Raw genomic sequence first — 23,288 nt, 5'->3', positions numbered from 1 at the left:
ATCGCACGTGAACGCGTTATTTGAACAGCTCTCCCGTCTGGGAATTGGCCGGCTCAGCCTGATCTTCGGCCTGACCGCCGGGGTGGCGCTGGCGCTTATTCTGCTGCTGGTCAATCCCGGCGGCGGCTCCCAGGCGCTGCTGTATTCCGGATTGCAGCCGCGCGACGCGGCTTCGGTGACCGAACGCCTGGAGGCGGCGGGCATTCGCTTCGAGCTGCGCGAAGGCGGCACGGCGGTGTATGTGCCCGCCAATCAGGTCGATCAGGCGCGCCTGCGCGTGGCGTCTGGCGGCGCGCTGGGTTTTGGCTCGGTGGGCTACGAGATTTTCGACACCAATGACGGGATCGGCGCCACCAGCTTTGTCCAGAACGTCAATGCGCGCCGGGCGCTGGAGGGAGAGCTGGCGCGCTCCATCAACGCTATCAACGCGGTGTCCGGCGCGCGCGTGCATCTGGTGCTGCCCGAGCGGCGTCTGTTCTCACGTGAGCAGCAGGAACCGTCAGCCTCGGTGGTGATCACCGTCAGCGGTGAGCTGAATCAGGGCCAGGTCGCCACCATCCGTAATCTCATCGCCACCGCCGTGCCGGGCCTCAGCCCCACGCGCATCACCCTGGCCGATGATCAGGGCCGGCTTCTGGCCAGTCCCAGCGAGGGCGACAGCGTGTCGGGCGCGGTCATCGAAGAGCGCCGCTCCGGGCTGGAGAGCGCGCTGCGCCAGCGCATTCTGGATGTGGTTGAGGGCGTGGTCGGCCCTGGCGCGGCGCGCGTGGTGGTCACAGCCGAGCTGGACCGCGAGAGCCTGACCGAGACCGAGCTGCGCTTTGATCCCGATGGCCAGGTCGAGGTCAGCCGCGAGGTGCAGAGCGAGGAATCCCAGGAGCCGGGCCGCGACGGGGCGGTGTCGGTGAGCGAGAACCAGCCTGGCGCCGAAGAGGCCGCCGGGGCGGGTCAGATGTCCATGTCGCGCCGCTCCAACAATGTGCGCAATTTTGAAAACTCGCGCACCACCCGCACCCGGGTGGTGGAGCCTGGCGCGCTGCGCCGGCTGTCGGTCTCGGTGGCTGTGGACGAGCGCGCGGTGCGCGGGGAAGGCGGCGCCATCGCCTATGAGCCGCGCCCGGCTGAAGAAATGGAGCGCATACGCGCCCTGGTGGCCGCGGCCGCAGGCATGGATGTGCGCGCCATCGATGGTGAGCGCCATGTGCTGGAAGTCGCCCAGATGGCCTTCTCGCGTCCAGACCTCAACGCCGGCACGGCCGCGCCCGAAGGCCTGCGGCTGGAGCGCTCTGACATGTTGCGCATCGCCGAGCTGGCGGTGATCGCCCTGATCGGCCTGCTGATCGTCATTCTGGTGGCCCGCCCGCTGGTGCGCGGCGCGGTGGGCGGATCTGCCCCGGCCCTGGCTGCGGCGGGCGAGCCGGGCGCAGCCGCGCTGCCTGGGCGGTCAGCACAGGCTCAACTGCCCGGGCGCGTGGACGGCGAGGACCAGGCGCTCCTGCCCGAGAGCGAAACGGATGAGGAGCGCATCGACGTGGCCCAGATCGACGGACAGGTGAAGAAATCATCTGTGCGCAAGGTGGCCGCGCTGGTCGACCAGCACCCCGACGAGACCATGAGCATTCTGCGCACCTGGATGCATGAGGACGCATGATGGCCACCAAGGCGGGCGCCCTTCGCAAGATTGATGATCCGGGCCGGCTGGCCGGGCCGGAAAAGGCCGCTGTCCTGTTGCTGGCGCTGGGCGATGAGCAGCGCCGTTTGTGGGAGATGATGGATGACGAGGAAATCCGCGTCGTCTCCCAGGCCATGGTCGGGCTTGGCAATGTCACCGCCAGCGTGGTGGAGAAGCTGATCCTGGAGTTTGTCGGCTCCATGTCCTCCACCGGCTCCATCACCGGTTCGGTGGAGCAGGCCCAGCGCATTCTCTCCTCCTTCCTGCCCGAGGAGAAGGTCGAGACCATCATGGAGGAGCTGCGCGGCCCGGCCGGGCGCACCATGTGGGACAAGCTGGCCAATGTGAACGAGGTCGTCCTCGCCAATTATTTCAAGAATGAATATCCACAGACCGTCGCGGTGGTGATGTCCAAGATCAAGTCCGAGCACGCCGCCCGGGTGCTGGCGGCCCTGCCGGAGGACTTCGCCCTGGAGGTGGTGATGCGCATGCTGCGCATGGAGCCGGTGCAGCGCGAGATCCTGGAAAAGATCGAGGACACGCTGCGCACCGAGTTCATGAGCAATCTGGCGCGGACCTCCAAGCAGGACAGCCATGAGCTGATGGCTGACATCTTCAATAATTTCGACCGCCAGACCGAGAACCGCTTCCTGGCCACGCTGGAGGAGCGCAACCGGGACAGCGCGGAGAAAATCCGCTCGCTGATGTTCGTGTTTGAAGATCTCGGCAAGCTCGACCCGCAAGGGGTGCAGACCCTGATGCGCTCTGTGCCCAAGGACCAGCTGGGCCTGGCTCTCAAAGGCGCCTCGGACACGCTGCGCGATCTGTTCTTCTCCAACATGTCCGAGCGCGCGGCGAAAATCCTGCGCGAGGACATGGCCACCATGGGCCCGGTGCGCCTGAAAGACGTGGATCAGGCCCAGCAGGCCATGGTCAATCTGGCCAAAGACCTCGCCGCCAAGGGCGAAATCCTCATCGCCGACGGCGGCGGCGAGGACGAGCTGATCTATTAAGGAGGCGGCGATGACATCCCATTTCACCCGCTTCGCCTTTGACCGGGAATACGCTCCGGACGGGACCGTGCTGCGCGATGGCGAGAAGGTGCGCCGCGTGTTCACTGAGGACGAAGCGCGCAGCCTGGCCGACGCCGCGGCGCGCGAAGCCGCAGCGTCAGAGGAGTCCCGCTCCGCCGCCGCGGCGGCGGAGGCTTTGCGTCAGATCGCCGGGCGCATGCAGGCCGTGCTGGCGCGCATGGACGCGGAATCCGAAGCCCTGCGAGAAGATGCGGTGCGGTTGGCGCTCACCGCTGCCGGCGTGATCGCCGGCGCGGCGCTGGAACGCTTTGGCGCCGATACGGTGGAGGCTTGCGTGCGCGACGCCATGGCCGAGCTGCGCGCCGAGCCGCGCCTGGCCGTACGCGTGGCGCCGGCGCTGGCCGACAGCATGGCTGAACGCCTCTACGAGCAGGCGCAGCTGATGGGGTTTGAAGGCGCTGTGATCGTGCGCGCCGATGCCGAAGCCGCCCCCGGCGATGTGGTGCTGGAATGGCGCGCGGGCGCCATAGAGCGCACCGCATCGGATATTGCCGCGCGCCTGCAGGCGGCGGCGGAGAAATGGCTCGCCGCACCGGCGGGAGAGGGGGCTGCCGATGCGGCTGGCTCAGAGAGTGAGACTGGCGGCGAGGCCGCCTGAAGGAGACCAAGATGGCCCAGGATGATCTCAAGCTGGACGAGTTGTCCCAGTCCGAAGCCGGTGGCGGCGAGCTGGCCCAGACGCCCGATTCGAGCCAGTCCCTGATCGAGGATGCGGTGCGCACGGCGGTCGATCTGGCGCCGGTCTTCGACGTGCCGGTCAATATCTCCGCCGTGCTGGGCAAGTCCCATATCGATGTGAACTCGCTTTTGAAACTCACTTCCGGATCGGTGCTGGAGCTGGACCGCAAGGTGGGCGAGGCCATCGATATCTACGTCAATAACCGCCTGGTCGCGCGCGGCGAGGTGGTGGTCGTTGAAGACCGGCTGGGCGTGACCATGACCGAAATCATCAAGGACGGGGACGCCGCATGACCCGCCGCCAAGCCGCAGACCTGAGGAGCTGACCGATGCGAGTTCTGATCGTGGGATCCCTGGGCGGACAATCCACCGCCGCCACCAAGATCGCCATGGACCGCGGGGCCAAGGTGGCCCAGGTCGACACCATCGCCCAGGCCACCGCTTACCTGCGCGCCGGGCGCGGGGCGGACCTTCTGATGGTGGACGTGTCGCTGGATATCGGTGCGCTGATCGCCGCCAATGAGGCCGAGCGCATCGTGGTGCCGGTGGTGGCGTGCGGGGTGAATGTGCGCCCTGAAGCGGCGGCCGGCGCGATCCGGTCGGGCGCCAAGGAATTCATCCACCTGCCGCCCGATCCCGACCTCATCGGTGCGGTGCTGGCGGCGGTGTCGGACGACGAGCGCCCGCTGGTGGCGCGCGACCCGGCCATGCTGACGGTGGTGGAGCTGGCCGAGCGCATCGCGCCGTCTGAAGCCTCCGTACTGATCACCGGCGAGAGCGGCGTCGGCAAGGAGGTGATGGCGCGCCATCTGCACAAGAAATCCAAACGCGCATCCAAGCCGTTTGTCTCGGTCAATTGCGCTGCGATCCCGGAAAACCTCCTGGAATCCGAGCTGTTCGGCCACGAGAAAGGCGCCTTTACCGGTGCGGTGGCCCGGCGCGTGGGTAAGTTCGAGGAGGCCGATGGCGGTACGCTCCTGCTCGACGAAATCTCCGAGATGGATGTGCGCCTGCAGGCCAAGCTTCTGCGCGCCCTGCAGGAGCGCGAGATCGACCGGGTGGGCGGCGCCAAGCCGGTGAAGGTCAATATCCGCATCATCGCCACCTCCAACCGCGATCTGCGTCAGGCTGTGCGTGAGGGCAGTTTCCGCGAGGACCTCCTGTTCCGCCTCAACGTGGTCAATCTCGCTGTCCCGCCTTTGCGCGAGCGGCCCGAGGACGCGGTGGCGCTGGCCGATCATTTCCTGCGCAAATACGCCAAGGCCAACGGGGTGGAGTACCGCCCGCTGTCCGAGGCCGCGCGCGCCCAGATCACCACGCGCGAATGGCCGGGCAATGTGCGCGAACTGGAAAACGCCATGCACCGCGCCGTATTGCTGGCGGTGGGCGACCAGATTACGCCCGAGGCCATCCGCTCGCCCGACGGCTCGCCCTTCAACGCCTATGGCGGCCAGATCGCGCGCCGGGCGGCCGAAGCCGCGGACGAGGCCGCGCACCTGGTCGGGCGCACCGTGGCCGAGGTGGAGCAGGACCTGATCCTGGACACGCTCGACCATTGCCTGGGCAACCGCACCCATGCGGCGACCATTCTGGGCATCTCCATCCGTACCCTGCGCAACAAGCTCAAGCTCTATTCCGACGCCGGGGTGGACATCCCCGCGCCGGGCGAAACCCGCGCCGGCGCGGCCTGAGGAGACGCGTAAACACGCATGACCGATACACCCGCCTCCAGCACCGCCGGTTTCAACTGGGCGGCTTTCGGCCGGCGCCTGGCGCGCGGGGACATCATCATGGCGGTGGGCGTGCTCACCCTTCTGGTGATGCTGCTCCTGCCCCTGCCGCGTGTCCTGCTGGACGTGGCGCTGGCGGTGTCGATCTGTTTTTCGGTGCTGATCCTGATGACGGCGCTGTTCATCCGCACGCCGCTGGAGTTCACCGCCTTTCCCGCGATCCTGCTGATCGCGACCATGCTGCGCCTGGCGCTCAATATCGCCTCCACGCGTCTGATCCTGTCCGAAGGCCATACCGGCACCATGGCGGCGGGCGAGATCATCCAGGCCTTCGGTTCGTTCGTGATGCAGGGCAATTTTGTCATCGGCATCATCGTCTTCATCATCCTGGTGATCGTGAACTTCGTGGTCATCACCAAGGGTTCGGGCCGCATCGCGGAGGTGGCCGCGCGCTTCACCCTGGACGCCATGCCGGGCAAGCAGATGGCCATCGACGCCGATCTGTCGGCAGGCCTGATCACCGAGCAGGAAGCCAAGGACCGGCGCAAGGAGCTGGAGGACAAGTCCAACTTCTTCGGAGCCATGGACGGCGCCTCGAAATTCGTGCGCGGCGACGCGGTGGCGGGCATTCTCATCACCTCGATCAATCTGATCGGCGGCATGGTGATCGGCGTGGCCCAGTCGGGCATGGCGTTCGGCGATGCGGCCAACACCTATTCCACCCTGACCATCGGCGACGGGCTGGTGTCCCAGATCCCGGCCCTGATCGTGTCGCTGGCCGCCGGTCTTCTGGTGTCCAAGGCGGGCGTGGACGGCGAGGCCGACAAGGCGGTGTTCGGCCAGCTCTCTGCCAATCCCGCTTCGCTGGGCATGGTGGCGGGGTCTGCCCTGGCCATCGGCCTTTTGCCGGGCATGCCGCTGATTCCGTTCGCGATCCTGGCCGCCGCCGCCGGCGCGGGCGCGGTGATAAGCGGGCGAAGGCGCGATGCGCGCATCGCTGACGTGGAATCGAAAAAGACCGAACAGGCCGACAAGGCGGCTGCAGACGCCGCCGTCGCCGAGCCGCCCATCGAGGACACGCTGCATATCGACGAGCTCAAGATCGAGCTGGGCTACGGGCTCTTGCCCCTGATCAATGATGTGGAGGGGCGCCGGCTCACCGACCAGATCAAGGCGCTGCGGCGCAATCTGGCCCAGGAGACCGGCTTCGTTCTGCCCTCGGTGCGCATTGTCGACAACATGCAAATGCCCGGCGAGCAATACCTGATCCGCGTCAAGGAGATGGAGGCGGGCTTTGGCGAGCTGAAAATGCGCCACATCCTGGCCATGGACCCGGCGGGCGGTCAGGTCGAGCTGCCTGGCGCGCACGTTAAAGAGCCCGCCTTCGGCCTGCCGGCCACCTGGATCGAGGAAAACTTGCGCGAGGAGGCCACCTTCCGCGGTTATACGCTGGTGGACCCGGCCGCCGTGCTGGTTACCCATCTGACCGAAATCCTGCGCGAGAACATGGCCGATCTCCTGTCCTATGCGGAGACCGAGAAACTGCTCGACGCCCTGTCGAAAGAGCACAAGAAGCTGCTCGAAGACATCACCCCGTCCCAGATCACCCGGGCGGGCATCCAGCGCATCCTGCAGAACCTCCTGAAGGAGCGCGTCTCAATCCGTGATCTGGCCGCCATCGTGGAGGCCATCGCCGAAGCGGCGGGCGCGACGCAAAATCTCGACGCGGTCACCGAGCATGTGCGCACCCGCCTGGCGCGCCAGATCTGCTACGCCAACAAGGGACCCGACGGCGCTTTGCCCGTCCTGTCGCTGAGCCCGCAATGGGAGCAGGCGTTTGCTGAAGCGCTGATCGGGGAGGGTGACCGGCGCCAGCTGGCGCTCGCGCCTTCGCGCCTGCGTGATTTCGTGGCCCAGGTGCGCGACGCCTTCGAACGCGCCGGGTCGGCGGGTGATGTGCCGGTGCTGCTGACCAGCCCGCAGGCGCGGCCCTATGTGCGCTCGCTGGCCGAGCGCTTCCGCCCGCAGACCGTGGTGATGAGCCAGAATGAAATTCACGCCAGCGCGCGGCTGAAGACCGTGGGCCAGATCTAGAAAGGCGCATCCCATGCGCATGCGCACCTTCACCGGAGACAGCCTGAGCGCCGTAATGGCCGATGTGCGCCGCACGCTGGGCCCAGATGCGGTGATCATCACCTCGGGCGATGCGCCTGGCGGCGGGGTGGAAGTGCGCGCAGCCGCCGAACGCGGCGCCATCAGCGCGCCCGCCGAAGACAGCGCCACGGCGCTGGCCCGGCGCGATGCGGCGCGCACCCGCGCGCGCGGCGATTCCAGCGCTGGCCTGACCCGCATCGCCCGCGCGCTGGACTGGCATCAGGTCCCGGGCCAGGCGGGCAAGCATTTGCTGGACGCGGCCATGGCCATGGAGGACGGCGAGGCGACCGCCACGCTCGCCCGCGCGCTGGACCAGCGCTATGGCGTCCATCCCGTGGAGCCCGATCCGGGCCGCGCCATCCTGCTGGCCGGGGCGCCGGGCTCGGGCAAATCCTCCTGCGCGGCGCGGCTGGCGGCCCGGGCCTGCGCGCAGGGCGTACGCCCGCGCCTGATCAGCGCCGACGCCAAGGCCGGCGCGCGCGAGCAGCTGGCCGCCTACGCCGCGGCGCTGGAGCTGGAGTATGAGGCCGTGGACGGCCCGCGCGAGCTGTCGGCGGTGTTGGCGCGCCCCGGGCCGGACCCGGTGATCATCGACGCGCCAGGGGTCAATGCGTTCGAACTCGACGATCTCGATGATCTGGCCGACCTCGCCTATGCGGCGGACGCCGAGCTGATCGCGGTGATCGAGGCGGGGCTGGCGCCGGGCGATGCCGAGGACGCCTGCGCCCTGTTCGCGGCCATTGGCGCCGGGCGCGCCATTGTCACCAAGCTGGATGCGGCGCGCCGGCGCGGGGCCTTGCTTGCGCCGGGTGAGGCGGGGCTCGCCTACGCCCATATCAGCGCTTCGCCCTTTATCGGATCGGGCCTGGCGCCCGCCACCGCGCTGAGGCTGGCGCGCGCGCTCCTGGAAGATGATGCGGGCGCGGAGGATGGGTCATGAGCGCGCTTGCCGCCAGCGCCGAAGCCGCCGCCCGCGCCCCGCGCCGGGCCGGGCCAGTGATCGCTGTCGCCTCGGGCAAGGGCGGGGTGGGAAAGACCGCGCTGGCGCTGGCGCTGGCGCGCGCCTTCGCCCTTCGCAAGGCGCGCACGCTGGTGGTGGACGCCGATCTGGGCATGGCCAATGTGGACGTGCAGCTGGGCCTCAATCCGCCTGGCGATCTGGGTGCGGTGGTGGCCGGGCGCCTGACGCTGGAGGAGGCGGTGGCGCCTGCCTGCGGCGGCTCGCACAAGGCCGGCGGGTTTGACATCATCGCCGGCCCGTCGGGCTCAGGCGCGCTGGCGGGGCTTGATATTGACGCGGTGGGGCGGCTGGCCGGCGGGCTGGCCGCGGCGTCCATGTCCTATGACCGCACGCTGATTGATCTGGCCGCCGGCGCCGAGCGCGCCACGCTGCGCCTGGCGGCCGCCGCCGACGATGTGCTGGTGGTGATCAATGACGAGCCCACCTCGCTGACCGACGCCTACGCCTTCGTCAAAACCCTGCGCGTGCGCGATGAGGGCGCTTGTCCCTTCGTGGTGGTCAATAACGCGCCGGGCAAGGCCGAGGCCCAGACCGCTTACGCCATGTTCGCACGCACGTGCGAGAGTTTTCTGGGCTTCCGCCCGCCGCTGGCCGGGATCATAAGGCGCGATCCCCACGTGCCTGGCGCCATACGCGCCCAGAGCCCGCTGGACCAGCGCTATCCCGGCACCGATGCGGCCCGCGACGCCGCCGCGCTTGCGCGCACGCTGGAGCAAGGGGTCGCGCCGGGTTAGGATCATCTTTGATCAGCGATGGGGGCGGTCATGATTCGCAGCGGCGTTATCGGGGTTATGGCGGCGCTCGCCGCACTGGCCGCCGGGGCGCAGGCCCAGGACGGCGGAGACGAGGCGGGCATCGCCTGCGTCGATTTCACGGCTTTCGAGTTCGACCTGTTCGAGGCGGGCGCGGTCCTGTCAGCCCCGGCCTTCGAGCGGCCCGAGGCGCGCGCAGATTTCGCCGTTTTCGCCGACGGCTCGGTGATCACCATCGCCGCCGATTTCTGCATCGAGCCGGTGTTCGAGGTGACCGCCAGCTTCACCAGTCCCGCCGGGCTGGAGGCGGCGCGCGAGCGCCTGAGCTGGCTGTTCGCCGCGGTGGACATCGCCACCGGCTGCAATCCGGGCGGCAATGGCGCGGACGCAGTGGAGGCCGCCGCTCTTGCCCTGGGCGAAGGGCGCGATGTCGAGGCGGGCGAAGCGCCCCTTCACGAGACGCAGCGCGGCGCGGTCTTTCTGGCCGCCACCCAGGACAGCGGACGCACGCTCGCCAGCCTCACCTGCGAGGATAATGGCGCGCCCGCCGAAGACAACGGGGGCTAGGCCATGGGCGCGGACCCGTTCACCCTGATCGCCAGCGGCTTCACCTTCTTTGACGTGTCCTTCATCGCCATGGCCTCCATCGTGGCCGCGCTGGTGATGCGTCGCTGGAGCCAGATCACCGGCGCAGCGCTGATCGCTTATGGCGTGGACGTCTTGCTGCGCTTTGGCCTGGAATACGCCAGCGCCGGTGACATGCCGGCCAATTTCGCCCTGCAGCTGGCCTTCACGCGCATGGACATGAACGGGCTCGCCGCCACGATCAGGCCCTTCCTGTATTTCGGGACCATCGCCTTCCTGTTCGGCCTCAAGCGGCGCTACACCGCCTGAGGCCGTAACAGGGTCGGCGATCAGGGCTGGCGCGCCACGCCCTCGCGGCGCGGATCGGCGGCGCCGTCCAGACTGCCGTCAGGGCGCAGGGCGATGATGTGAATGCCTGAGTTCTCACCGCGCTCGCCCTCGATCTGGAAGCCGCGCGCGCGCAGCTCCTGCAGGATCTCCGGATCGAACCCGCGCTCGATATTGATCTGGTCGCCGCGCGCCACGACATTGGGCAGCTCGGCGGCCTCCTGGGCGCTCAGGCCCCAGTCGAGCATCGCCACCAGTGTCTTGGCGGTGTAGGCGATGATGGAATTGCCGCCCGGCGAGCCGGTGGCCATCACGAACGCGCCGTTCTTGTCGAACACGATGGTGGGCGACATTGACGAGCGTGGACGCTTGCCCGCCTCGGGCGCGTTGGGGTGCTGGCGGCCCGCCTCGTCGCGCGGCGCGAAGGCGAAGTCGGTGAGCTGGTTGTTCAACAGAAAGCCGCCCTCGGTCATGCGGTTATTGCCGAACCCGGCCTCCACAGTGGTCGTCATGGAGACCACATTGCCGAACGTGTCGCGGATGGAGAAATGGGTGGTGCCAGGATTGTCCGGCGTGGTGTCGGCGGCCGTTTCGGGCGCGCCGGGAGGCGTGCCGTGGCTGACGGCGGCGATGGCGCCGCCTTCCGGATCGATCAGCGCGCGGCGCGCAGCCAGATAATCGCGATCGAGAAGCCCCGCCACCGGCACGTCCACGAAATCGGCGTCGCCCACATACTGGTCGCGGTCGGCATAGGCCAGCCGGCTCGCCTCGATGAACAGGCGCCAGCCCTCCACCGTGTCCGGCCCGTGGGCGCTCATGTCGAAGCCTTCCAGTATGGTCATGATGGCGCCCACAGCCACACCGCCCGAGGAGGGCGGCGGCGCCGAGCAGATCACATAGACCCGGTAGGGCGAGCAGAGCGCCTCGCGGCGCACCGGTTCGTACCCGGCCAGATCGGCTTCGGTGAGCCGGCCCGGCAGAGGCTCCTCGCCCGCCGCCTCGATAATCTGGGCCGCGATCTCGCCGGTGTAGAAATTGCGCCAGTCGGCGGCCACGGCGGCCAGCGTCGCGGCATAGCCCGGATTGGTCAGCACATGGCCGGCGGGCCAGGCATTGCCTTCTTCATCGTAGAAATAGCTGCGCGAGGGCTCGCGCCGGGCCAGCGAGGAAATGGGGGCCACGCGCTGGGCCAGCGCAGACAGGCGCGGCGAGACCTCAAAGCCCTCTTGGGCGAGCGCAATGGCGGCGTCAAACCCGTCCGCCCAGTCCACCCGGCCGTGATCTTCATGGGCCATGGCCAGCATGGCGATGACGCCGGGCACGCCGGTGGACTGCCCGCTCTGCCAGGCCTCGATGAAGCCGAAGGGCGCGCCCTGGTCATCGAGCCACATATCGTCCCGGGCGCTGGCCGGGGCGATCTCGCGCCCGTCATAGACCACCGTCTCTCCGGTGGCGGCGTCATAGCGCACCAGGAAGGCCCCCCCGGCGATCCCTGAGCTTTGCGGCTCGACCAGGCCGAGCACGGCCTGGACCGCCACAGCCGCGTCCACCGCATCCCCGCCCCGGCGCAATATCTCCAGCCCGGCCTCCACCGCATCGGGATGGGCGGCGGCCACCATGGCCTGTTCCGGTCCCGGACCGGACGCGGTTTCTGGCGCAGGGGCGCTGGCCGGCGTGTCGCCATTGCAGGCGGCGAGGCTACAGGCCGCGCCGGCCAGCAAGAAGAGGCGGAAAGAAGGGGTCATGGGCGGTCCTTTCAGGCTTCGGTTCAGTGTCATACGCCAGCGGCTTCAAACGGTTCGGCCAGCGCCATCAGGCGGTCAATGACCGTGCGTGCGGCGCGCGGGGCGGGCCGTGTTTCCGGGGTCAGGATATAATAGCCCCAGTCCAGCGCCGTCACCCCGTCAGCCACCAGGCTGATCAGCTCGCCGCGCGAGACTGCGGCTTCAGCCAGGCTGCGGCGCACCAGCGCGGCCCCCCGGCCCGCGGCTGCGGCGGCCACCACATGCTCTGGCCGGGCGTAATGATCTCCGGCGGCGATGTCGGGACGGTCCATACGGCGGCGCTCCAGCCAGGCGCGCCAGTCGGGCTGGGCCGGGTCGCGCCCGGGCGAGACGTCATGGATCAGCGGCAGCGCGCCGAGCGCCGCGCGCCAATCGCCGCCATAAGGCGCCATGAGCTGCGGCGCGGCGGCGGGCGCCACGCTCTCGGTCATCAGGCGCACCGCCCGGTAGCCGGGCCACGGTCCGGGTCCGTAGCGTATGTCCAGATCCAGCCGGAAGCGGTCCAGATCTTCAGCCGCCGGATCGGCGATCAGGTCGATTTCATGATCTTTCAGGCGCGGCGCCAGCCAGGCCGCCGCCAGCGGTCCGGGCGCGCCCAGGCGCACGCGCGCGTTGGACCCGGCTTCCTGACGCAATCGCAGGCTGGCTTCGGACAGACGCGCAAAGGCCTCATTGAGGGCCGGCGCCGCGCCCGCCGCGCCCACGGTCAGGGACACGCCCCGGCCCTGCCGCTCCAGCAGGCGCACCTTGAGCACGTCTTCGAGCAGCCGGATCTGCTGGGACACGGCGCCGGATGTGACACCCAGCTCCCTCGCAGCTGCAGCAACGCTGCCGCGCCGCGCCACCGCCTCAAAGGCCCGCAAGGCGTTGAGCGGCAGCAGCGGTTCACCGGGACGGCCATCGCTCTCGTTGTTTAGTATTTCTGACGGAGCCATGAGGGCCTCTGGCTTGTGCGGCGCGCGGGTCTCAAGCCTTATCGCGCGTCAGTGCAAGCCGCAACCTGCCCCGTACGGGCGGTCGGTTTGGGCTACGCAGCGAGGGGTGAGGGAAACTAACTGATGTTGTGTTGATGCTCCTGCCAAGAGCGGGTGTCGCATTCATGCCACACCCGATATGAAACCGTCATATTGATTAACGCCGGGGGTGGACTTACCCGCCCCGGCTCACAAAGTCCGAACAACTTAGCAGCCGCACAATGCCCTCCTTCGCAATCCGGGCATCCCGTGCGGCATTCCAACAGGGGAGTGAGCACACGATGCGCACCTTGAAATCCACACTCTATTTCGCCGGCGTTTCACTGGCCGCGCTGGCCGCGGGCGCCGCCGCAGCCCAGGACGCGCCCCAGCCGCGTCAAACCAGCGATGTCGTCATCGTCACCGGCACGCGCACCGAGGGGCGCACGGTGACCCAGTCTCTGGCGCCGGTGGACGTGATCTCTGCATCCGACATCAACGCCCATGGCACAACCGAGCTGAATCAGGCGCTGGCTTACTCTCTGCCCTCGTTCAACTTCCCGCTTCCGGCCATTTCTGACGGCACCGACTCCATCCGCCCGGCCCAGCTGCGCGGCCTGGCGCCGGACCAGACCCTGATGCTGGTCAATGGCAAGCGCCGCCATGTCAGCGCGCTCTTGAACCTGAACACGGTGGGCCGCGGCGCGGCGGCGGTGGACCTGAACACCATCCCCACCTCGGCCATCGGCGCGGTGGAAGTGCTGCGCGACGGCGCTTCGGCCCAGTACGGCTCGGACGCCATCGCCGGCGTGATCAATGTGCGTCTGCGTGAGGCGCGTGAAGGCGGCGGCGTGACCGCCACCTATGGCGCCCATGTCACCGATGTGGACCTGCCGCGCTCCAGCCGCTCCGTGCGTGACGGCGAGACCCTGACCATTGCAGGCTGGGCGGGCTTCCCGCTGACCGAGAACGGCTTCCTGACCGTGTCGGCGGAATATCGCGACCGCAAGCGCACGAACCGCGCCGATCTCGACACCGTGAACAACTATCCGCTGATCGGCGGCCAGCCTGATCCGCGCGAGCTGAGCTTTGACCGGCTCAACTGGAACCATGGCAATGGCGATGTGCGCGATGTCTCCGTGATGGCCAATGCCGGCGTGGATCTGGACAATGGCGCGGAACTCTACGGTTTCGCCAGCTATCAGGACCGCGAGGCGCGCTCCTTTGGCTTCTACCGGCGTGCGGGCGACGCGCGCAACGTGCCGTCCATCTATCCCGACGGCTTCCTGCCGGAAATCCACCCGGACGTGACCGACTGGTCTGCGGGCGGCGGCGTGCGCGGCGATGCGGGCGGGCTGGAGTATGACTTCAGCGTCGTCCATGGCCGCAACACAGTGGACTTCAATATCCGCAACACGCTCAACCGTTCGCTGGGCGACGCCAGCCCGACCGAGTTCTACGCCGGCCAGCTGAGCTTCCGCCAGACGGTGGTCAACGCCGATTTCGTGCGTCCGGTGGCCATTGACGGCCTGGCCAGCCCGCTCAACGTCGCCTTCGGCGCTGAATACCGTCGTGAGAATTACCGCATCGGCGCGGGCGAGCCCGATTCCTATTTCGGCGTGCCGGGCCTGGCCGCCGGCAGCCAGGTGTTTCCGGGCTTCCAACCGCAGAACGAGGTCAATGAGAGCCGGGATTCCTGGGGCGGCTATCTCGATCTGGAAGCGGACGTCAATGACCGCCTGACCGTGTCTGGCGCAGTGCGCTACGAGAACTATTCGGACTTTGGCGACACCTTCAACGCCAAGCTCTCCGGCCGGTTCGAGATGACCGAGAGCGCGGCCCTGCGCGGTTCGATCAGCACCGGCTTCCGCGCGCCTTCGCTGCATCAGAGCCACTATACGGCGACATCGACGGTGTTCATCAACAATGTGGCCACCGAGACCGGCACGTTCGCGGTGGACAGCCCCATCGCCCGCGCTCTGGGTTCGCAGGATCTCGAGCCGGAGACCTCGATCAACTATTCGGTGGGTCTGGTGCTCCAGCATGAAGGCTTCGTGCTGACTATTGACGGCTACCGCATCGAGATTGATGACCGCATCCTGTTGTCGGAAAATCTCAACCAGGCCAACGTGGTGGCGCTTCTGCCCACCGGCGTGGGCGCGGCCCGTTTCTTCCTGAACGCGGCCGATTCGGTAACCCAAGGCGTCGATATCGTCGCCAATTATTCCTGGGACACCGAAAACCTGGGCAGCTTCCGCGCCACGGCGGCGGCCAACTTCACCGACACCGAGCTGAAGAACATCCAGTCCACCAATGTGCTGTCCTCTCTCGATCCCGCGCCGGTGCTGTTCTCGCGGATCAATATCGGACGCCAGGAAACCGGCTCGCCGAAGAACAAGTTCATTTTCGGCCTGGACTGGAACCGTGACAATCTGGGCGGCCTGATCCGCGCCACCCGGTTTGGCGACGTAGAGGTGCTGGCGGGCAACCCGGCGCTTGACTACACGATCGAAGAGCAGTGGGTGGTGGATATCGAGGGCTCGGTTCAGCTCCTCGAGAACACGCGCTTTGCGATCGGCGCCAATAATCTGTTCGACAGCTATCCCACCCAGAACCCGAACTTCAACGTGGCCACCGGACCCACGCCGTTCATCTACTCGCCCTTCTCACCGGCGGGCTTCAACGGCCGCTATGTCTACGGGCGTGTGAGCGTGACCTGGTAGGTCATTTTCCTGCCTGACTGACCCACCCCCGCCCGGCGTTCCCGGGCGGGGGTTTTCTTTTGCGCAAATTGGCCCGATAGGCGTGTCATGAGCCAAGCGATCCTGACCCGCCGCGCCGTGGCGTCCCGCGCCCTGCCCATCATGGGCGCCAATGTGGCGGCCCCGCTGGTGGGGCTCGTGGATCTGGCCGTCATCGGTCATGCCGGGAATGCGTCCGCCATTGCGGCGGTGGCGCTGGGCACGCTGGTGTTCAACATGTTCTACTGGTCTCTGGGCTTTCTGCGCATGGGCGCCACCGCGCTCACCGCCCAGGCCGACGGGGCGGCCAGACCCGGCGCGGTGCGCACGGTGCTCTACCGCGCCCTGATCCTGGCAGGCCTGCTGGGCGCACTTATGATCGTCGTCCAGTGGCCGCTGCGCGAGGGCGCGCTTGCCCTGTTCAGCGCCGGGCCGGATGTGGCCGCCGACACCCGCGCCTATATCGATGCGCGCATCTGGGGCGCGCCAGCCGCACTGGCCGGTTTCGCCGTTTATGGGTGGCTGATCGGGCTGGGACTCACAGGCCGTGCGCTGGTGCTGCAGATCGTGCTCAACCTGGCCAACGCCGCGCTGTCGGTCTGGTTCGTGTTCGGGCTGGACTGGGGCGTGGCGGGCGTGGCCGGCGCCAGCGCGCTGGCCCAGTGGCTGCATCTGGCGCTGGCCGGCGTAATCATCTGGGCGGTGCTGCGCGCGCGCGGCCGCGCCGCGCCCGAGCGGGTGCTGGACCGTGACGGGCTGATCCGGCTGTTCGCGGTCAATCGCGACCTGTTCATCCGTACCCTCGCCCTGCTGGCCGGTTTCTACTGGTTCAACGAGGCGAGCCTGCGCGAAGGCGCGGACGTGCTGGCGGGCAACGCGATCCTCTTACAATACATCTCCATCTGCGCCTTCATCCTGGACGCCTTCGCCCATGTGGCCGAGGCCGAAACGGGCCGGGCGGCGGGCGCGCGCGACTGGACGCGGCTGAAACGCGCCTTCCGGCTGACCAGCGAGTTCGCCTTCGCGGGCTCTCTTGTGATGTGTGCGGCGTTTCTGATCTGGGGCGAGGCGTTTGTCATGGCCATGACCACCGACCCCGCCGCGCGCGCGGCGGCGGCGGGCTATATCATCGCCTGCGCCCTGGTACCGCTGGTGGGCTGGCCCAGCTGGCAGCTGGACGGTCTGATGATCGGAACCACGCGCGGTCCTGTGATGCGCAACGCCATGATTGCGGCGCTGGCCATCTATCTCGCCCTGGACCTCATCCTGAGGCCCGCCTTTGGTGTGACCGGGCTGTGGGCGGCCTTCCTGGCGTATTACGCCGCGCGTGCGGGCACGCTGGCTTTCGGCCTGCCGGGGCTGAAGCGCGCGGTGACGGGGAAAACCGGTTAAAGCCCGAAGCGGGCCCACAGGGCGCGCAGTTCGAGATGGTCCAGCGCGCTGCTGGTCAGGCGCGAGATCACGCCCAGGCGGGACGGCGCCAGCGGGCGGATCACCACCTTGTCGCCAAAGCGCTTCTTCAGCTCGCTACGCGCCTCGCCCAGAGCGTCGATCAGGCCCAGCTCCAGCGCCTCGGAGCCGGTATGGACCGAGCCGTCAAACAGCTCGGCGCCGTCTTTCAGCTTGCCGTCCCGGCGCGCCTTCACATGGGCGATGAACTGCTCGTGCATGGCGCCCATAAGGCGGTTGATCGTGGCGGCCTGTTCTTCGGTTTCCGGCCCGAACGGATCGGCCAGCAGCTTGGATTTTCCCGCCGTCTTCACCCGGCGCTCAACGCCCAGCTTCTCCATGGCGCCGGTGAAGCCGAAGCCGGCGCTGATCACTCCGATGGAGCCGATGATGGAGGCGGGGTCAGCGAAAATCTCGTCGCCCGCGCACGCGATCCAGTACCCGCCCGAGGCGGCCACATCCTCGCAGAACACCAGCACGGTCTTTTCCTTCTCCGCCGCCAGGGCGCGGATGCGGTCATGGATCAGGCGCGATTGCACCGCGCTGCCGCCGGGCGAGTTGATGGTGATGGCCACCGCCGCCGCGTCCCGGTCGGCGAAGGCCTTGTCCAGCAGCTTTTCCAGCCGGTTCAGGCTCAGTGCATTGGCGTTGCGCCCGCCCGCCGCGATCATGCCCTCCAGCCGCACCAGCGGCACGCGCGGCGCATTGGCGCCGGTCAGCTTGCGCAGGGCGCGTGCAGCGCGGGCGAGTTCGTCGCGGATGATGGACATGGGGTCTCCCGGTCAGGCGGCGTATGTGTGGGGCTGACTTGGCGGTTTCAGGCGCGCATTTCAAGCCGCGCCTGCCCGCGCAGCAGCGCATCGGCGCGCGCCGTCCAGGCACCCGACCCGTCCTCATGCAGCACGAGCGGGGGCAGGAGCGCCAGCGGCGCGCGTCCGCCTGCACGCGCCTCGATGAGGATGCGCTTGGCCGGGGCGCCCGCGCGCGGATGCACGGGCAGCACCACCATGCTCGCGCGGCCCTGAAGGGCGGTCAGCGCCTCGCCCAGCCGGTCGGCGCGGTGAATTAAGGTCAGGCTCCCGCCGGATTTGAGGCGCTTGAGCCCGGCGCTGATCCAGTCGGCCAGCGGCGCCTCGCTGATCCAGGCGGCGGTCTTGCCCGGCTTGGGCGCGCGCAAGGCTTGCGGATCATCAAAGAAGGGCGGGTTGAAAAACACCGCGTCCAGCGCCGCGCCGGGCCGCCAGGTGAGCGCATCGCCCTCCACGATGGTGATCCGGTCTTCCATCCCGTTGGCGGCGGCGTTGCGCCGCGCCAGATCCGCCGCGCGCGGATCAAGCTCCACGCCGGTGATGTGCGCGTCAGGGCAGGCGTGGGCGGCGCATAGCAGCGCGGCCCCCGGCCCGCATCCGAACTCGGCGGCCCGCGCGCCGGGCGCCAGGCGGATAGCGGACGCGAGCAGGATGGCGTCCATCCCGGCGCGGTAACCGTCAGACGTCTGCACAAGGCTCAGCCGCCCGCCCAGTATGCGGTCCCCGGTCAGACCGTCACCGGCCGGGCTGGCGGTGGTCATTCGTCCTTCGGCATGGCCGCGGCCAGCGCCATGCGCGCCTTGGCCGCGTCGGCCTCGCGCACCAGCACCCGGCGCTTGATCCAGGGCAGGGCGCCGCCGAAGGTGGCGGCGGTATGGGCGTCCAGCGTCACGGCCTCCACCCCGGCGTCGCGCAGCACGGCCTCGGCGAAGCTGAGTTTTACCGGGTCATTGGTGGACAGGACCTCGATCATCATTATCTCACACTCCTGAGCGCGCTGTTGCGCCGGCGCCAGCCTGCGTCCCTCTCACGCAGCCCGGTCAGCTTGCCGGGGGCGCAGGGGCTACCTATTGTGCAGGCGCGTGTATCAACCGCAAGAGGCCATAGCGCGTGAACGGACTTCCCCAGACGGACCTGAAGGCGGCGCCGGTGAATCCGGCGGTGCGCCTGGCCGCGCTCGCCAGCACGGATATGACCGGCGTGGAGACGCTGATCGCCGAGCGTTCCGCCAGCGCTACCGCCGTCATCCCCGATATCGCCCATTACCTGCTCAATGCCGGCGGCAAGCGCATCCGCCCGCTGATCACGGTCGCCGCGGCGCGCCTGTGCGGCTATGAGGGCCAGGGTCATCTGGCGCTGGCTGCGGCGGTGGAGTTCATCCACACCGCCACGCTCCTGCATGATGATGTGGTCGATGACAGCGCCCTGCGCCGGGGCAAGGCCCCTGCCAATCAGGTCTGGGGCAACGCCCAGTCCGTGCTGGTGGGTGATTTCCTGTTTGCGCGCGCCTTCATGCTGATGGTGGATGCCGGTTCCATGCGCGCCCTGCACGTACTCTCGCGCGCCGCCGCCGTGATCGCCGAGGGTGAGGTGCGCCAGCTGGCCGCCGCGCGCCAGATCGCCACCACACGCGATCAGTATATGGACATTATCGCCGCCAAGACCGCCGCCCTGTTCGCCGCCGCAGCCCAGGTTTCGCCGATCCTGGCGGGCGCGTCCCCGCGCGTGGAGGCCGGGCTGGAGATTTATGGCCGCGAGCTGGGCCTGGCCTTCCAGCTGGTGGACGATGCGCTCGACTATGGGGGCGTGGCCGAAGCGCTGGGCAAAAACACCGGCGATGATTTCCGGGAGGGCAAGATCACCCTGCCCGTGGCGCTGGCCATGGAAGCCGGCGGCGAGGCCGAGCGCAGCTTCTGGGCGCGCACCATGGGCGAGGGCGTGCAGGGGCCGGAGGATTTCGACGAGGCGGTGGCCCGGCTCAAGCGCCATGGCGCGCTGGACGCCACGCTGGAGCAGGCCCGCGCCCACGCTGCGCGCGCGGTCGAAGCGCTGGACGCCGCGCCGGACAATGTCTGGAGCCAGTCTCTGGCGGCGCTCGCCGAGTTCGTGGTCGAGCGCGCTTACTGATCCCTATTCACAAGCCTGCGTTTCAGCGTGATCGCAGCCGTCCGCGCTGATGAAGCGCTGTGTGCTCATGCGCTCTGGCGCGGGGCGGTTCAGGGCCTCGCCAGCCTCGCTCAAGGCGCGCACATAATTGACGAAGCTCTGGGCGTATTCGGCGAAGGTGTCGGTGACGCGCCCCTCAGCGCTGGCGCGGGCGAAGACCTGATAGCCGTCCCCGCCTCCGGCGATGAAGGAATTGGTCACCACCCGGTAGCGCGCTTCAGGGTCGATGGGGCCCCAGTCGCCGGCCAGGCGCGGGTTCACCTCCACATCGCGCACCCGCGCGCCGGGCTCAGCCGACAGATCGGCGGTGAAACGCAGGCCCGCCGCATAAGGGTAGGCTCCGCCGCCGCTGACCGCATCGCCCACGGCGGCGTCCAGCGTCTCAAGGATCTCCGCGCCTGACAGCTCCAGCACGTGCAGCGTGTTGGCGAAGGGCAGGACGGTGAAAATATCAGCGATGGTGACCGGCCCCGCCGCGATGCTGGCGCGCACGCCGCCCGCGTTCTGAAGGGCGATATCGGCCCCGCCCTCGCGCTGCAGGAAGGCTTCAGCCACCAGGGCCGAGACATGGGAGCCCTGCGCATAGGTTTCGGCGCGTGCGCATAGCGGCTCGGCCCGGCCCTCGCCGGGCAGGCGCACCATGCACAGGTTTTCTCCCGCCTCGCCGATCACGTTCTGGCGCAGCTCGTCGAGCGCTTCTGAAAAGTTCGCCAGCAGGGCCGCGCTGTCTGCGTCCGGGGTCACCGGATAGAGCACGGAATGGGCGGCGAGGGCTGCGGTCAGGGTTTCGTCCGCCTCAGAGGCGTCTACCGGGATGCGCGGGGTTCCCGAACATGCGATCACCCGGCCCTGATCGTCAAAGCTCACCTGCAGCTCGCCCATGACGCGCGCATATTCAAACGCTTGCACCACGCAGACCGGGTCGCCGTCAGCATTGGTCTCCAGCGTGGGGTAGGGGCCGTCCGGGCTGAAGCCCAGCGGGGCGAGGACTGCGGCGTCCCCCAGAAGCGTGTGGGAATCCCCGCCCACGATCACGTCCACGCCCGACAGGGCGCGCGCCATGGCGCGCTCGCGTTCGTACTGGGAATGGGTGAGCAGGATGATCTTGGTGACGCCCTGGCTGCGCAGCCGGTCGATCTCGGCCTGGGCGCTTTGCGTCTCGTCCAGGAACTGCGTGTCCGGGTCAGGGGAGGAGGAGATCTTGGTCTTCTCCGCGATGGTCAGACCAATGACCCCGATGCGCCGGCCCGCGCGCTCGAACACCGCCGAGGGCTGATAGCGCCCGATCAGGGGCGAGGCGTCATGAGCGGCCGTATTGGCGCTGAGAATGGCGGTTTCGCAAGCTCCGTCATCGAGGAAATCGAGAAACCGGACGAGGCCCGCATCCCCATGATCGAACTCGTGATTGCCCAGCACGAAGGCGTCAAAGCAGATGCGGTTCATCAGCGCAGCATCGGCTTCGCCCTCAAACAGGGTGTAGTAGAGCGTGCCGGTCATGGCGTCGCCCGCATGCAGGGTGAGCACAGCCTCGGACGCGCGCGCGCGCTCGGCAAACAGGGGGGTGAGCAGCGGGAAACCACCATGGGAGAGGGTCAGCGGCTCCTCGCCCTCAAGGCCCAGCACGGCGGGATCAAGCGTGAGCGCATGGGGTTCGAGATGGCTGTGATGATCGTTGATGTGCAAGAGGGTCAGGATGAAGGGCTCGGCCCCCGGCGCGGCGGCGGGTCCGTCCTCGCGGCCCGCCTCGCAGGCTGCAAGGGTGGACATGGCGGCGATCAGGACGGTGAGCGCGACAGGGATGATGAGGAGCGGGCGCAACAGCATGAAAGCCTCCGGTGAGAACGTACCCGGCTCCTAGCACATGAGTGCGGGACCGGTCATGCTTGCCGGGTCAAATTGGCGTTTGCCCGCAGGTGGGAACGCGTTCCACACTGACCACCCCTGTTTTGAGTCGACGCCATGCCCTTGCCTGAAGCCCGCACCATCCCCGGCCTGTCCGACGCCCTCGCCGAGGTCTGGCGCTGGCATGATGCCGGGCTGGACGGGATTGTGCGCACGCCTTTCGTGCGCGCCGACCGGATCGGCGAGGCGCTGGACTGCGAGCTCTGGGTCAAGCTGGAGACGCTCCAGCATACCGGCTCCTTCAAGGAACGCGGCGCACTGGCCCGGCTGATGAGCCTGAGCGCTGATCAGCGTGCGGCGGGCGTGGTGGCGGCCTCGGCGGGCAATCACGCCCAGGGCGTGGCGCGCCACGCCGCACGCCTGGGCATACGCGCCGTGATCGTGATGCCGCGCGGCACGCCCATCGTGAAAGTGCAGAAGACCGAAGGCCTGGGCGCCGAGGTGATGATCGCCGGCGAGACTTTTGACGAGGCCCAGACGCGCGCCGGTGAACTGGCCCGGGAACAGGGGCTGACCCTCATCCACCCGTTTGACGATCCCTGGGTGATCGCCGGCCAGAGCACGATCGCGCGTGAAATGCTGGACGAGCAGGGTGATCTGGACGTCATCACCGCACCCATTGGCGGGGGCGGGCTGATTTCAGGCCTGGCGCTGGCCGCGCGCGCGCAGCGCCCGGACATCGAGGTGATCGGGGTGCAGGCCGGGCTCTATCCGTCCATGGTCAATGCTCTGGATGGCGGCGCGCGCGAGACCGGCGGCAGCACGCTGGCCGAAGGCATTGCCGTCAAGGCGCCCGGCGCGCTGACCGCGCCGCTGGTGCGCGCGCTGGTGGCCGATGTGATCCTGGCCGGCGAGCCGGCGCTGGAGCGCGCGCTCTATCTCTATCTCACCGAGATGAAGGTGCTGTCCGAAGGCGCGGGCGCGGCGGGGCTGGCGGGCATGCTCGAACAGCCCGAACGCTTCCGGGGGCGCAAGGTCGCCACGGTCCTGTGCGGAGGCAATATAGACACCCGGCTCCTGTCCTCGATCCTGTTGCGCGGGCTGGTGCGCTCGGGGCGCATGGCGCGCCTGCGCATCGAGCTGATCGACGTGCCCGGCCAGCTGGTGAAGGTCTCCACCGTGATCGCGCGTGAGGAAGGCAATGTGATCGATGTGGCCTATCACCGGGTGTTTTCCGACCTGCCGGCCAAGGTGACCTATATCGATATCTCGGTGGAGGCCCATGACCGCGCCCATATGGACCGGATACTGGCCGCCGTGCGCGGGGCCGGCTTCAAGGTGGAGACTGCGGCCTATTGACCGGCGGCCGGGCGAACCGGACGATTTGTCCGCGACCCCCACAGCAAACGGCCCGCCGGGATATCCCGGCGGGCCGCGCTTTTAGTCCTGGTTTGTCCGTGATCAGTTGAGGTTGATCAGGACTTCCACACGCCGGTTGAGCGGCTCACGCACGCCGTCCGGGGTCGGAACG

General features: G+C 68.4%; 20 protein-coding genes. 14 read left to right on the top strand and 6 right to left on the bottom strand.

Features of this window, described 5'->3' with window-relative positions:
* Positions 1–7 precede the first annotated feature (7 nt).
* The 10 genes from fliF to F1654_RS10030 are packed head-to-tail and all read left to right on the top strand — an operon-like array spanning position 8 to position 9,995.
* Complete coding sequence (gene fliF / locus F1654_RS10075) at positions 8–1,651, top strand: flagellar basal-body MS-ring/collar protein FliF (RefSeq protein ID WP_150023429.1); 1,644 nt, start codon at positions 8–10, stop codon at positions 1,649–1,651.
* Positions 1,651–2,685 (top strand): flagellar motor switch protein FliG, encoded by a 1,035-nt coding sequence (fliG, locus tag F1654_RS10070; RefSeq protein WP_150023689.1) that lies wholly within the window; start codon positions 1,651–1,653, stop codon positions 2,683–2,685. Before fliF ends, fliG begins: the two co-directional genes overlap by 1 nt.
* A gap of 10 nt (positions 2,686–2,695) precedes the next feature.
* Positions 2,696–3,364, top strand: a complete 669-nt coding sequence (locus F1654_RS10065) for a FliH/SctL family protein (RefSeq protein WP_150023428.1) — start codon at positions 2,696–2,698, stop codon at positions 3,362–3,364.
* Positions 3,365–3,375: 11 nt separating this feature from the next.
* Complete coding sequence (fliN, locus tag F1654_RS10060; RefSeq protein ID WP_150023427.1) at positions 3,376–3,738, top strand: flagellar motor switch protein FliN; 363 nt, start codon at positions 3,376–3,378, stop codon at positions 3,736–3,738.
* Between the two features lie 35 nt (positions 3,739–3,773).
* Positions 3,774–5,135 (top strand): sigma-54-dependent transcriptional regulator FlbD, encoded by a 1,362-nt coding sequence (gene flbD, locus F1654_RS10055; protein ID WP_150023426.1) that lies wholly within the window; start codon positions 3,774–3,776, stop codon positions 5,133–5,135.
* A gap of 18 nt (positions 5,136–5,153) precedes the next feature.
* On the top strand, positions 5,154–7,268 hold the full coding sequence (gene flhA, locus F1654_RS10050; RefSeq protein WP_150023425.1) for a flagellar biosynthesis protein FlhA: 2,115 nt from the start codon (positions 5,154–5,156) through the stop codon (positions 7,266–7,268).
* A 13-nt stretch (positions 7,269–7,281) separates the two neighbouring features.
* The gene (locus tag F1654_RS10045) at positions 7,282–8,268 is read left to right on the top strand and encodes a flagellar biosynthesis-like protein (FlhF) (protein WP_150023424.1); all 987 of its coding nucleotides are present in this window, start codon (positions 7,282–7,284) and stop codon (positions 8,266–8,268) included.
* On the top strand, positions 8,265–9,083 hold the full coding sequence (locus F1654_RS10040; RefSeq protein ID WP_150023423.1) for a nucleotide-binding protein: 819 nt from the start codon (positions 8,265–8,267) through the stop codon (positions 9,081–9,083). Before F1654_RS10045 ends, F1654_RS10040 begins: the two co-directional genes overlap by 4 nt.
* Positions 9,084–9,113: 30 nt before the next feature.
* Positions 9,114–9,668, top strand: a complete 555-nt coding sequence (locus F1654_RS10035; RefSeq protein WP_150023422.1) for a hypothetical protein — start codon at positions 9,114–9,116, stop codon at positions 9,666–9,668.
* Between the two features lie 3 nt (positions 9,669–9,671).
* Entirely contained in the window at positions 9,672–9,995 is a 324-nt protein-coding gene (locus F1654_RS10030; protein WP_150023421.1) for a hypothetical protein, read from the top strand.
* Positions 9,996–10,015: 20 nt separating this feature from the next.
* Here the strand turns inward: F1654_RS10030 and ggt are convergent, their stop codons facing one another.
* The gene (gene ggt / locus F1654_RS10025; RefSeq protein WP_150023420.1) at positions 10,016–11,758 is read right to left on the bottom strand and encodes a gamma-glutamyltransferase; all 1,743 of its coding nucleotides are present in this window, start codon (positions 11,756–11,758) and stop codon (positions 10,016–10,018) included.
* Positions 11,759–11,787: 29 nt separating this feature from the next.
* On the bottom strand, positions 11,788–12,732 hold the full coding sequence (locus F1654_RS10020; RefSeq protein WP_150023419.1) for a LysR family transcriptional regulator: 945 nt from the start codon (positions 12,730–12,732) through the stop codon (positions 11,788–11,790).
* A gap of 320 nt (positions 12,733–13,052) precedes the next feature.
* Between F1654_RS10020 and F1654_RS10015 the strand changes: the two genes are divergently transcribed.
* Complete coding sequence (locus F1654_RS10015) at positions 13,053–15,473, top strand: TonB-dependent receptor plug domain-containing protein (protein ID WP_150023418.1); 2,421 nt, start codon at positions 13,053–13,055, stop codon at positions 15,471–15,473.
* An 87-nt stretch (positions 15,474–15,560) separates the two neighbouring features.
* Positions 15,561–16,883 (top strand): MATE family efflux transporter, encoded by a 1,323-nt coding sequence (locus F1654_RS10010; protein ID WP_150023417.1) that lies wholly within the window; start codon positions 15,561–15,563, stop codon positions 16,881–16,883.
* Here the strand turns inward: F1654_RS10010 and F1654_RS10005 are convergent.
* Genes F1654_RS10005 through F1654_RS09995 form a run of 3 tightly spaced genes read right to left on the bottom strand, consistent with a single transcriptional unit; the run spans position 16,880 to position 18,725 of the window.
* The gene (locus tag F1654_RS10005) at positions 16,880–17,710 is read right to left on the bottom strand and encodes a S49 family peptidase (protein WP_150023416.1); all 831 of its coding nucleotides are present in this window, start codon (positions 17,708–17,710) and stop codon (positions 16,880–16,882) included. The two genes, F1654_RS10010 and F1654_RS10005, sit on opposite strands and share 4 nt — an antisense overlap.
* Positions 17,711–17,757: 47 nt before the next feature.
* On the bottom strand, positions 17,758–18,510 hold the full coding sequence (locus F1654_RS10000; protein WP_150023415.1) for a tRNA1(Val) (adenine(37)-N6)-methyltransferase: 753 nt from the start codon (positions 18,508–18,510) through the stop codon (positions 17,758–17,760).
* Positions 18,507–18,725 (bottom strand): putative signal transducing protein, encoded by a 219-nt coding sequence (locus F1654_RS09995; protein ID WP_233205236.1) that lies wholly within the window; start codon positions 18,723–18,725, stop codon positions 18,507–18,509. Before F1654_RS09995 ends, F1654_RS10000 begins: the two co-directional genes overlap by 4 nt.
* Before the next feature lie 134 nt (positions 18,726–18,859).
* Here F1654_RS09995 and F1654_RS09990 point away from each other — a divergent pair, with 134 nt between their 5' ends.
* Entirely contained in the window at positions 18,860–19,876 is a 1,017-nt protein-coding gene (locus F1654_RS09990) for a polyprenyl synthetase family protein (protein WP_233205235.1), read from the top strand.
* Between the two features lie 3 nt (positions 19,877–19,879).
* On the opposite strand, the gene F1654_RS09985 is transcribed toward F1654_RS09990, so the two are convergent.
* Positions 19,880–21,739, bottom strand: a complete 1,860-nt coding sequence (locus F1654_RS09985) for a bifunctional metallophosphatase/5'-nucleotidase (RefSeq protein WP_150023414.1) — start codon at positions 21,737–21,739, stop codon at positions 19,880–19,882.
* A 135-nt stretch (positions 21,740–21,874) separates the two neighbouring features.
* On the opposite strand from F1654_RS09985, the gene F1654_RS09980 reads away from it, so the two are divergent.
* The gene (locus F1654_RS09980) at positions 21,875–23,116 is read left to right on the top strand and encodes a threonine ammonia-lyase (RefSeq protein ID WP_150023413.1); all 1,242 of its coding nucleotides are present in this window, start codon (positions 21,875–21,877) and stop codon (positions 23,114–23,116) included.
* Positions 23,117–23,288: the final 172 nt, after the last annotated feature.

This window comes from Alkalicaulis satelles, from assembly GCF_008630495.1.
GTDB lineage: Bacteria > Pseudomonadota > Alphaproteobacteria > Caulobacterales > Maricaulaceae > Oceanicaulis > Oceanicaulis satelles.
The sequence above is the reverse complement of the archived record's forward strand: the minus strand, read 5'-3'. Positions and strand labels throughout refer to the sequence as shown.

What these genes read in the sequence shown, in the direction of transcription:
- fliG (WP_150023689.1), top strand. Translation starts at nt 1,651, where the DNA reads ATGGCCACCAAGGCGGGCGCCCTTCGCAAGATTGATGATCCGGGCCGG.
- F1654_RS10065 (WP_150023428.1), top strand. Translation starts at nt 2,696, where the DNA reads ATGACATCCCATTTCACCCGCTTCGCCTTTGACCGGGAATACGCTCCG.
- fliN (WP_150023427.1), top strand. Translation starts at nt 3,376, where the DNA reads ATGGCCCAGGATGATCTCAAGCTGGACGAGTTGTCCCAGTCCGAAGCC.
- flbD (WP_150023426.1), top strand. Translation starts at nt 3,774, where the DNA reads ATGCGAGTTCTGATCGTGGGATCCCTGGGCGGACAATCCACCGCCGCC.
- flhA (WP_150023425.1), top strand. Translation starts at nt 5,154, where the DNA reads ATGACCGATACACCCGCCTCCAGCACCGCCGGTTTCAACTGGGCGGCT.
- F1654_RS10045 (WP_150023424.1), top strand. Translation starts at nt 7,282, where the DNA reads ATGCGCATGCGCACCTTCACCGGAGACAGCCTGAGCGCCGTAATGGCC.
- F1654_RS10040 (WP_150023423.1), top strand. Translation starts at nt 8,265, where the DNA reads ATGAGCGCGCTTGCCGCCAGCGCCGAAGCCGCCGCCCGCGCCCCGCGC.
- F1654_RS10035 (WP_150023422.1), top strand. Translation starts at nt 9,114, where the DNA reads ATGATTCGCAGCGGCGTTATCGGGGTTATGGCGGCGCTCGCCGCACTG.
- F1654_RS10030 (WP_150023421.1), top strand. Translation starts at nt 9,672, where the DNA reads ATGGGCGCGGACCCGTTCACCCTGATCGCCAGCGGCTTCACCTTCTTT.
- ggt (WP_150023420.1), bottom strand. Translation starts at nt 11,758, where the DNA reads ATGACCCCTTCTTTCCGCCTCTTCTTGCTGGCCGGCGCGGCCTGTAGC.
- F1654_RS10020 (WP_150023419.1), bottom strand. Translation starts at nt 12,732, where the DNA reads ATGGCTCCGTCAGAAATACTAAACAACGAGAGCGATGGCCGTCCCGGT.
- F1654_RS10015 (WP_150023418.1), top strand. Translation starts at nt 13,053, where the DNA reads ATGCGCACCTTGAAATCCACACTCTATTTCGCCGGCGTTTCACTGGCC.
- F1654_RS10010 (WP_150023417.1), top strand. Translation starts at nt 15,561, where the DNA reads ATGAGCCAAGCGATCCTGACCCGCCGCGCCGTGGCGTCCCGCGCCCTG.
- F1654_RS10005 (WP_150023416.1), bottom strand. Translation starts at nt 17,710, where the DNA reads ATGTCCATCATCCGCGACGAACTCGCCCGCGCTGCACGCGCCCTGCGC.
- F1654_RS10000 (WP_150023415.1), bottom strand. Translation starts at nt 18,510, where the DNA reads ATGACCACCGCCAGCCCGGCCGGTGACGGTCTGACCGGGGACCGCATA.
- F1654_RS09995 (WP_233205236.1), bottom strand. Translation starts at nt 18,725, where the DNA reads ATGATGATCGAGGTCCTGTCCACCAATGACCCGGTAAAACTCAGCTTC.
- F1654_RS09985 (WP_150023414.1), bottom strand. Translation starts at nt 21,739, where the DNA reads ATGCTGTTGCGCCCGCTCCTCATCATCCCTGTCGCGCTCACCGTCCTG.
- F1654_RS09980 (WP_150023413.1), top strand. Translation starts at nt 21,875, where the DNA reads ATGCCCTTGCCTGAAGCCCGCACCATCCCCGGCCTGTCCGACGCCCTC.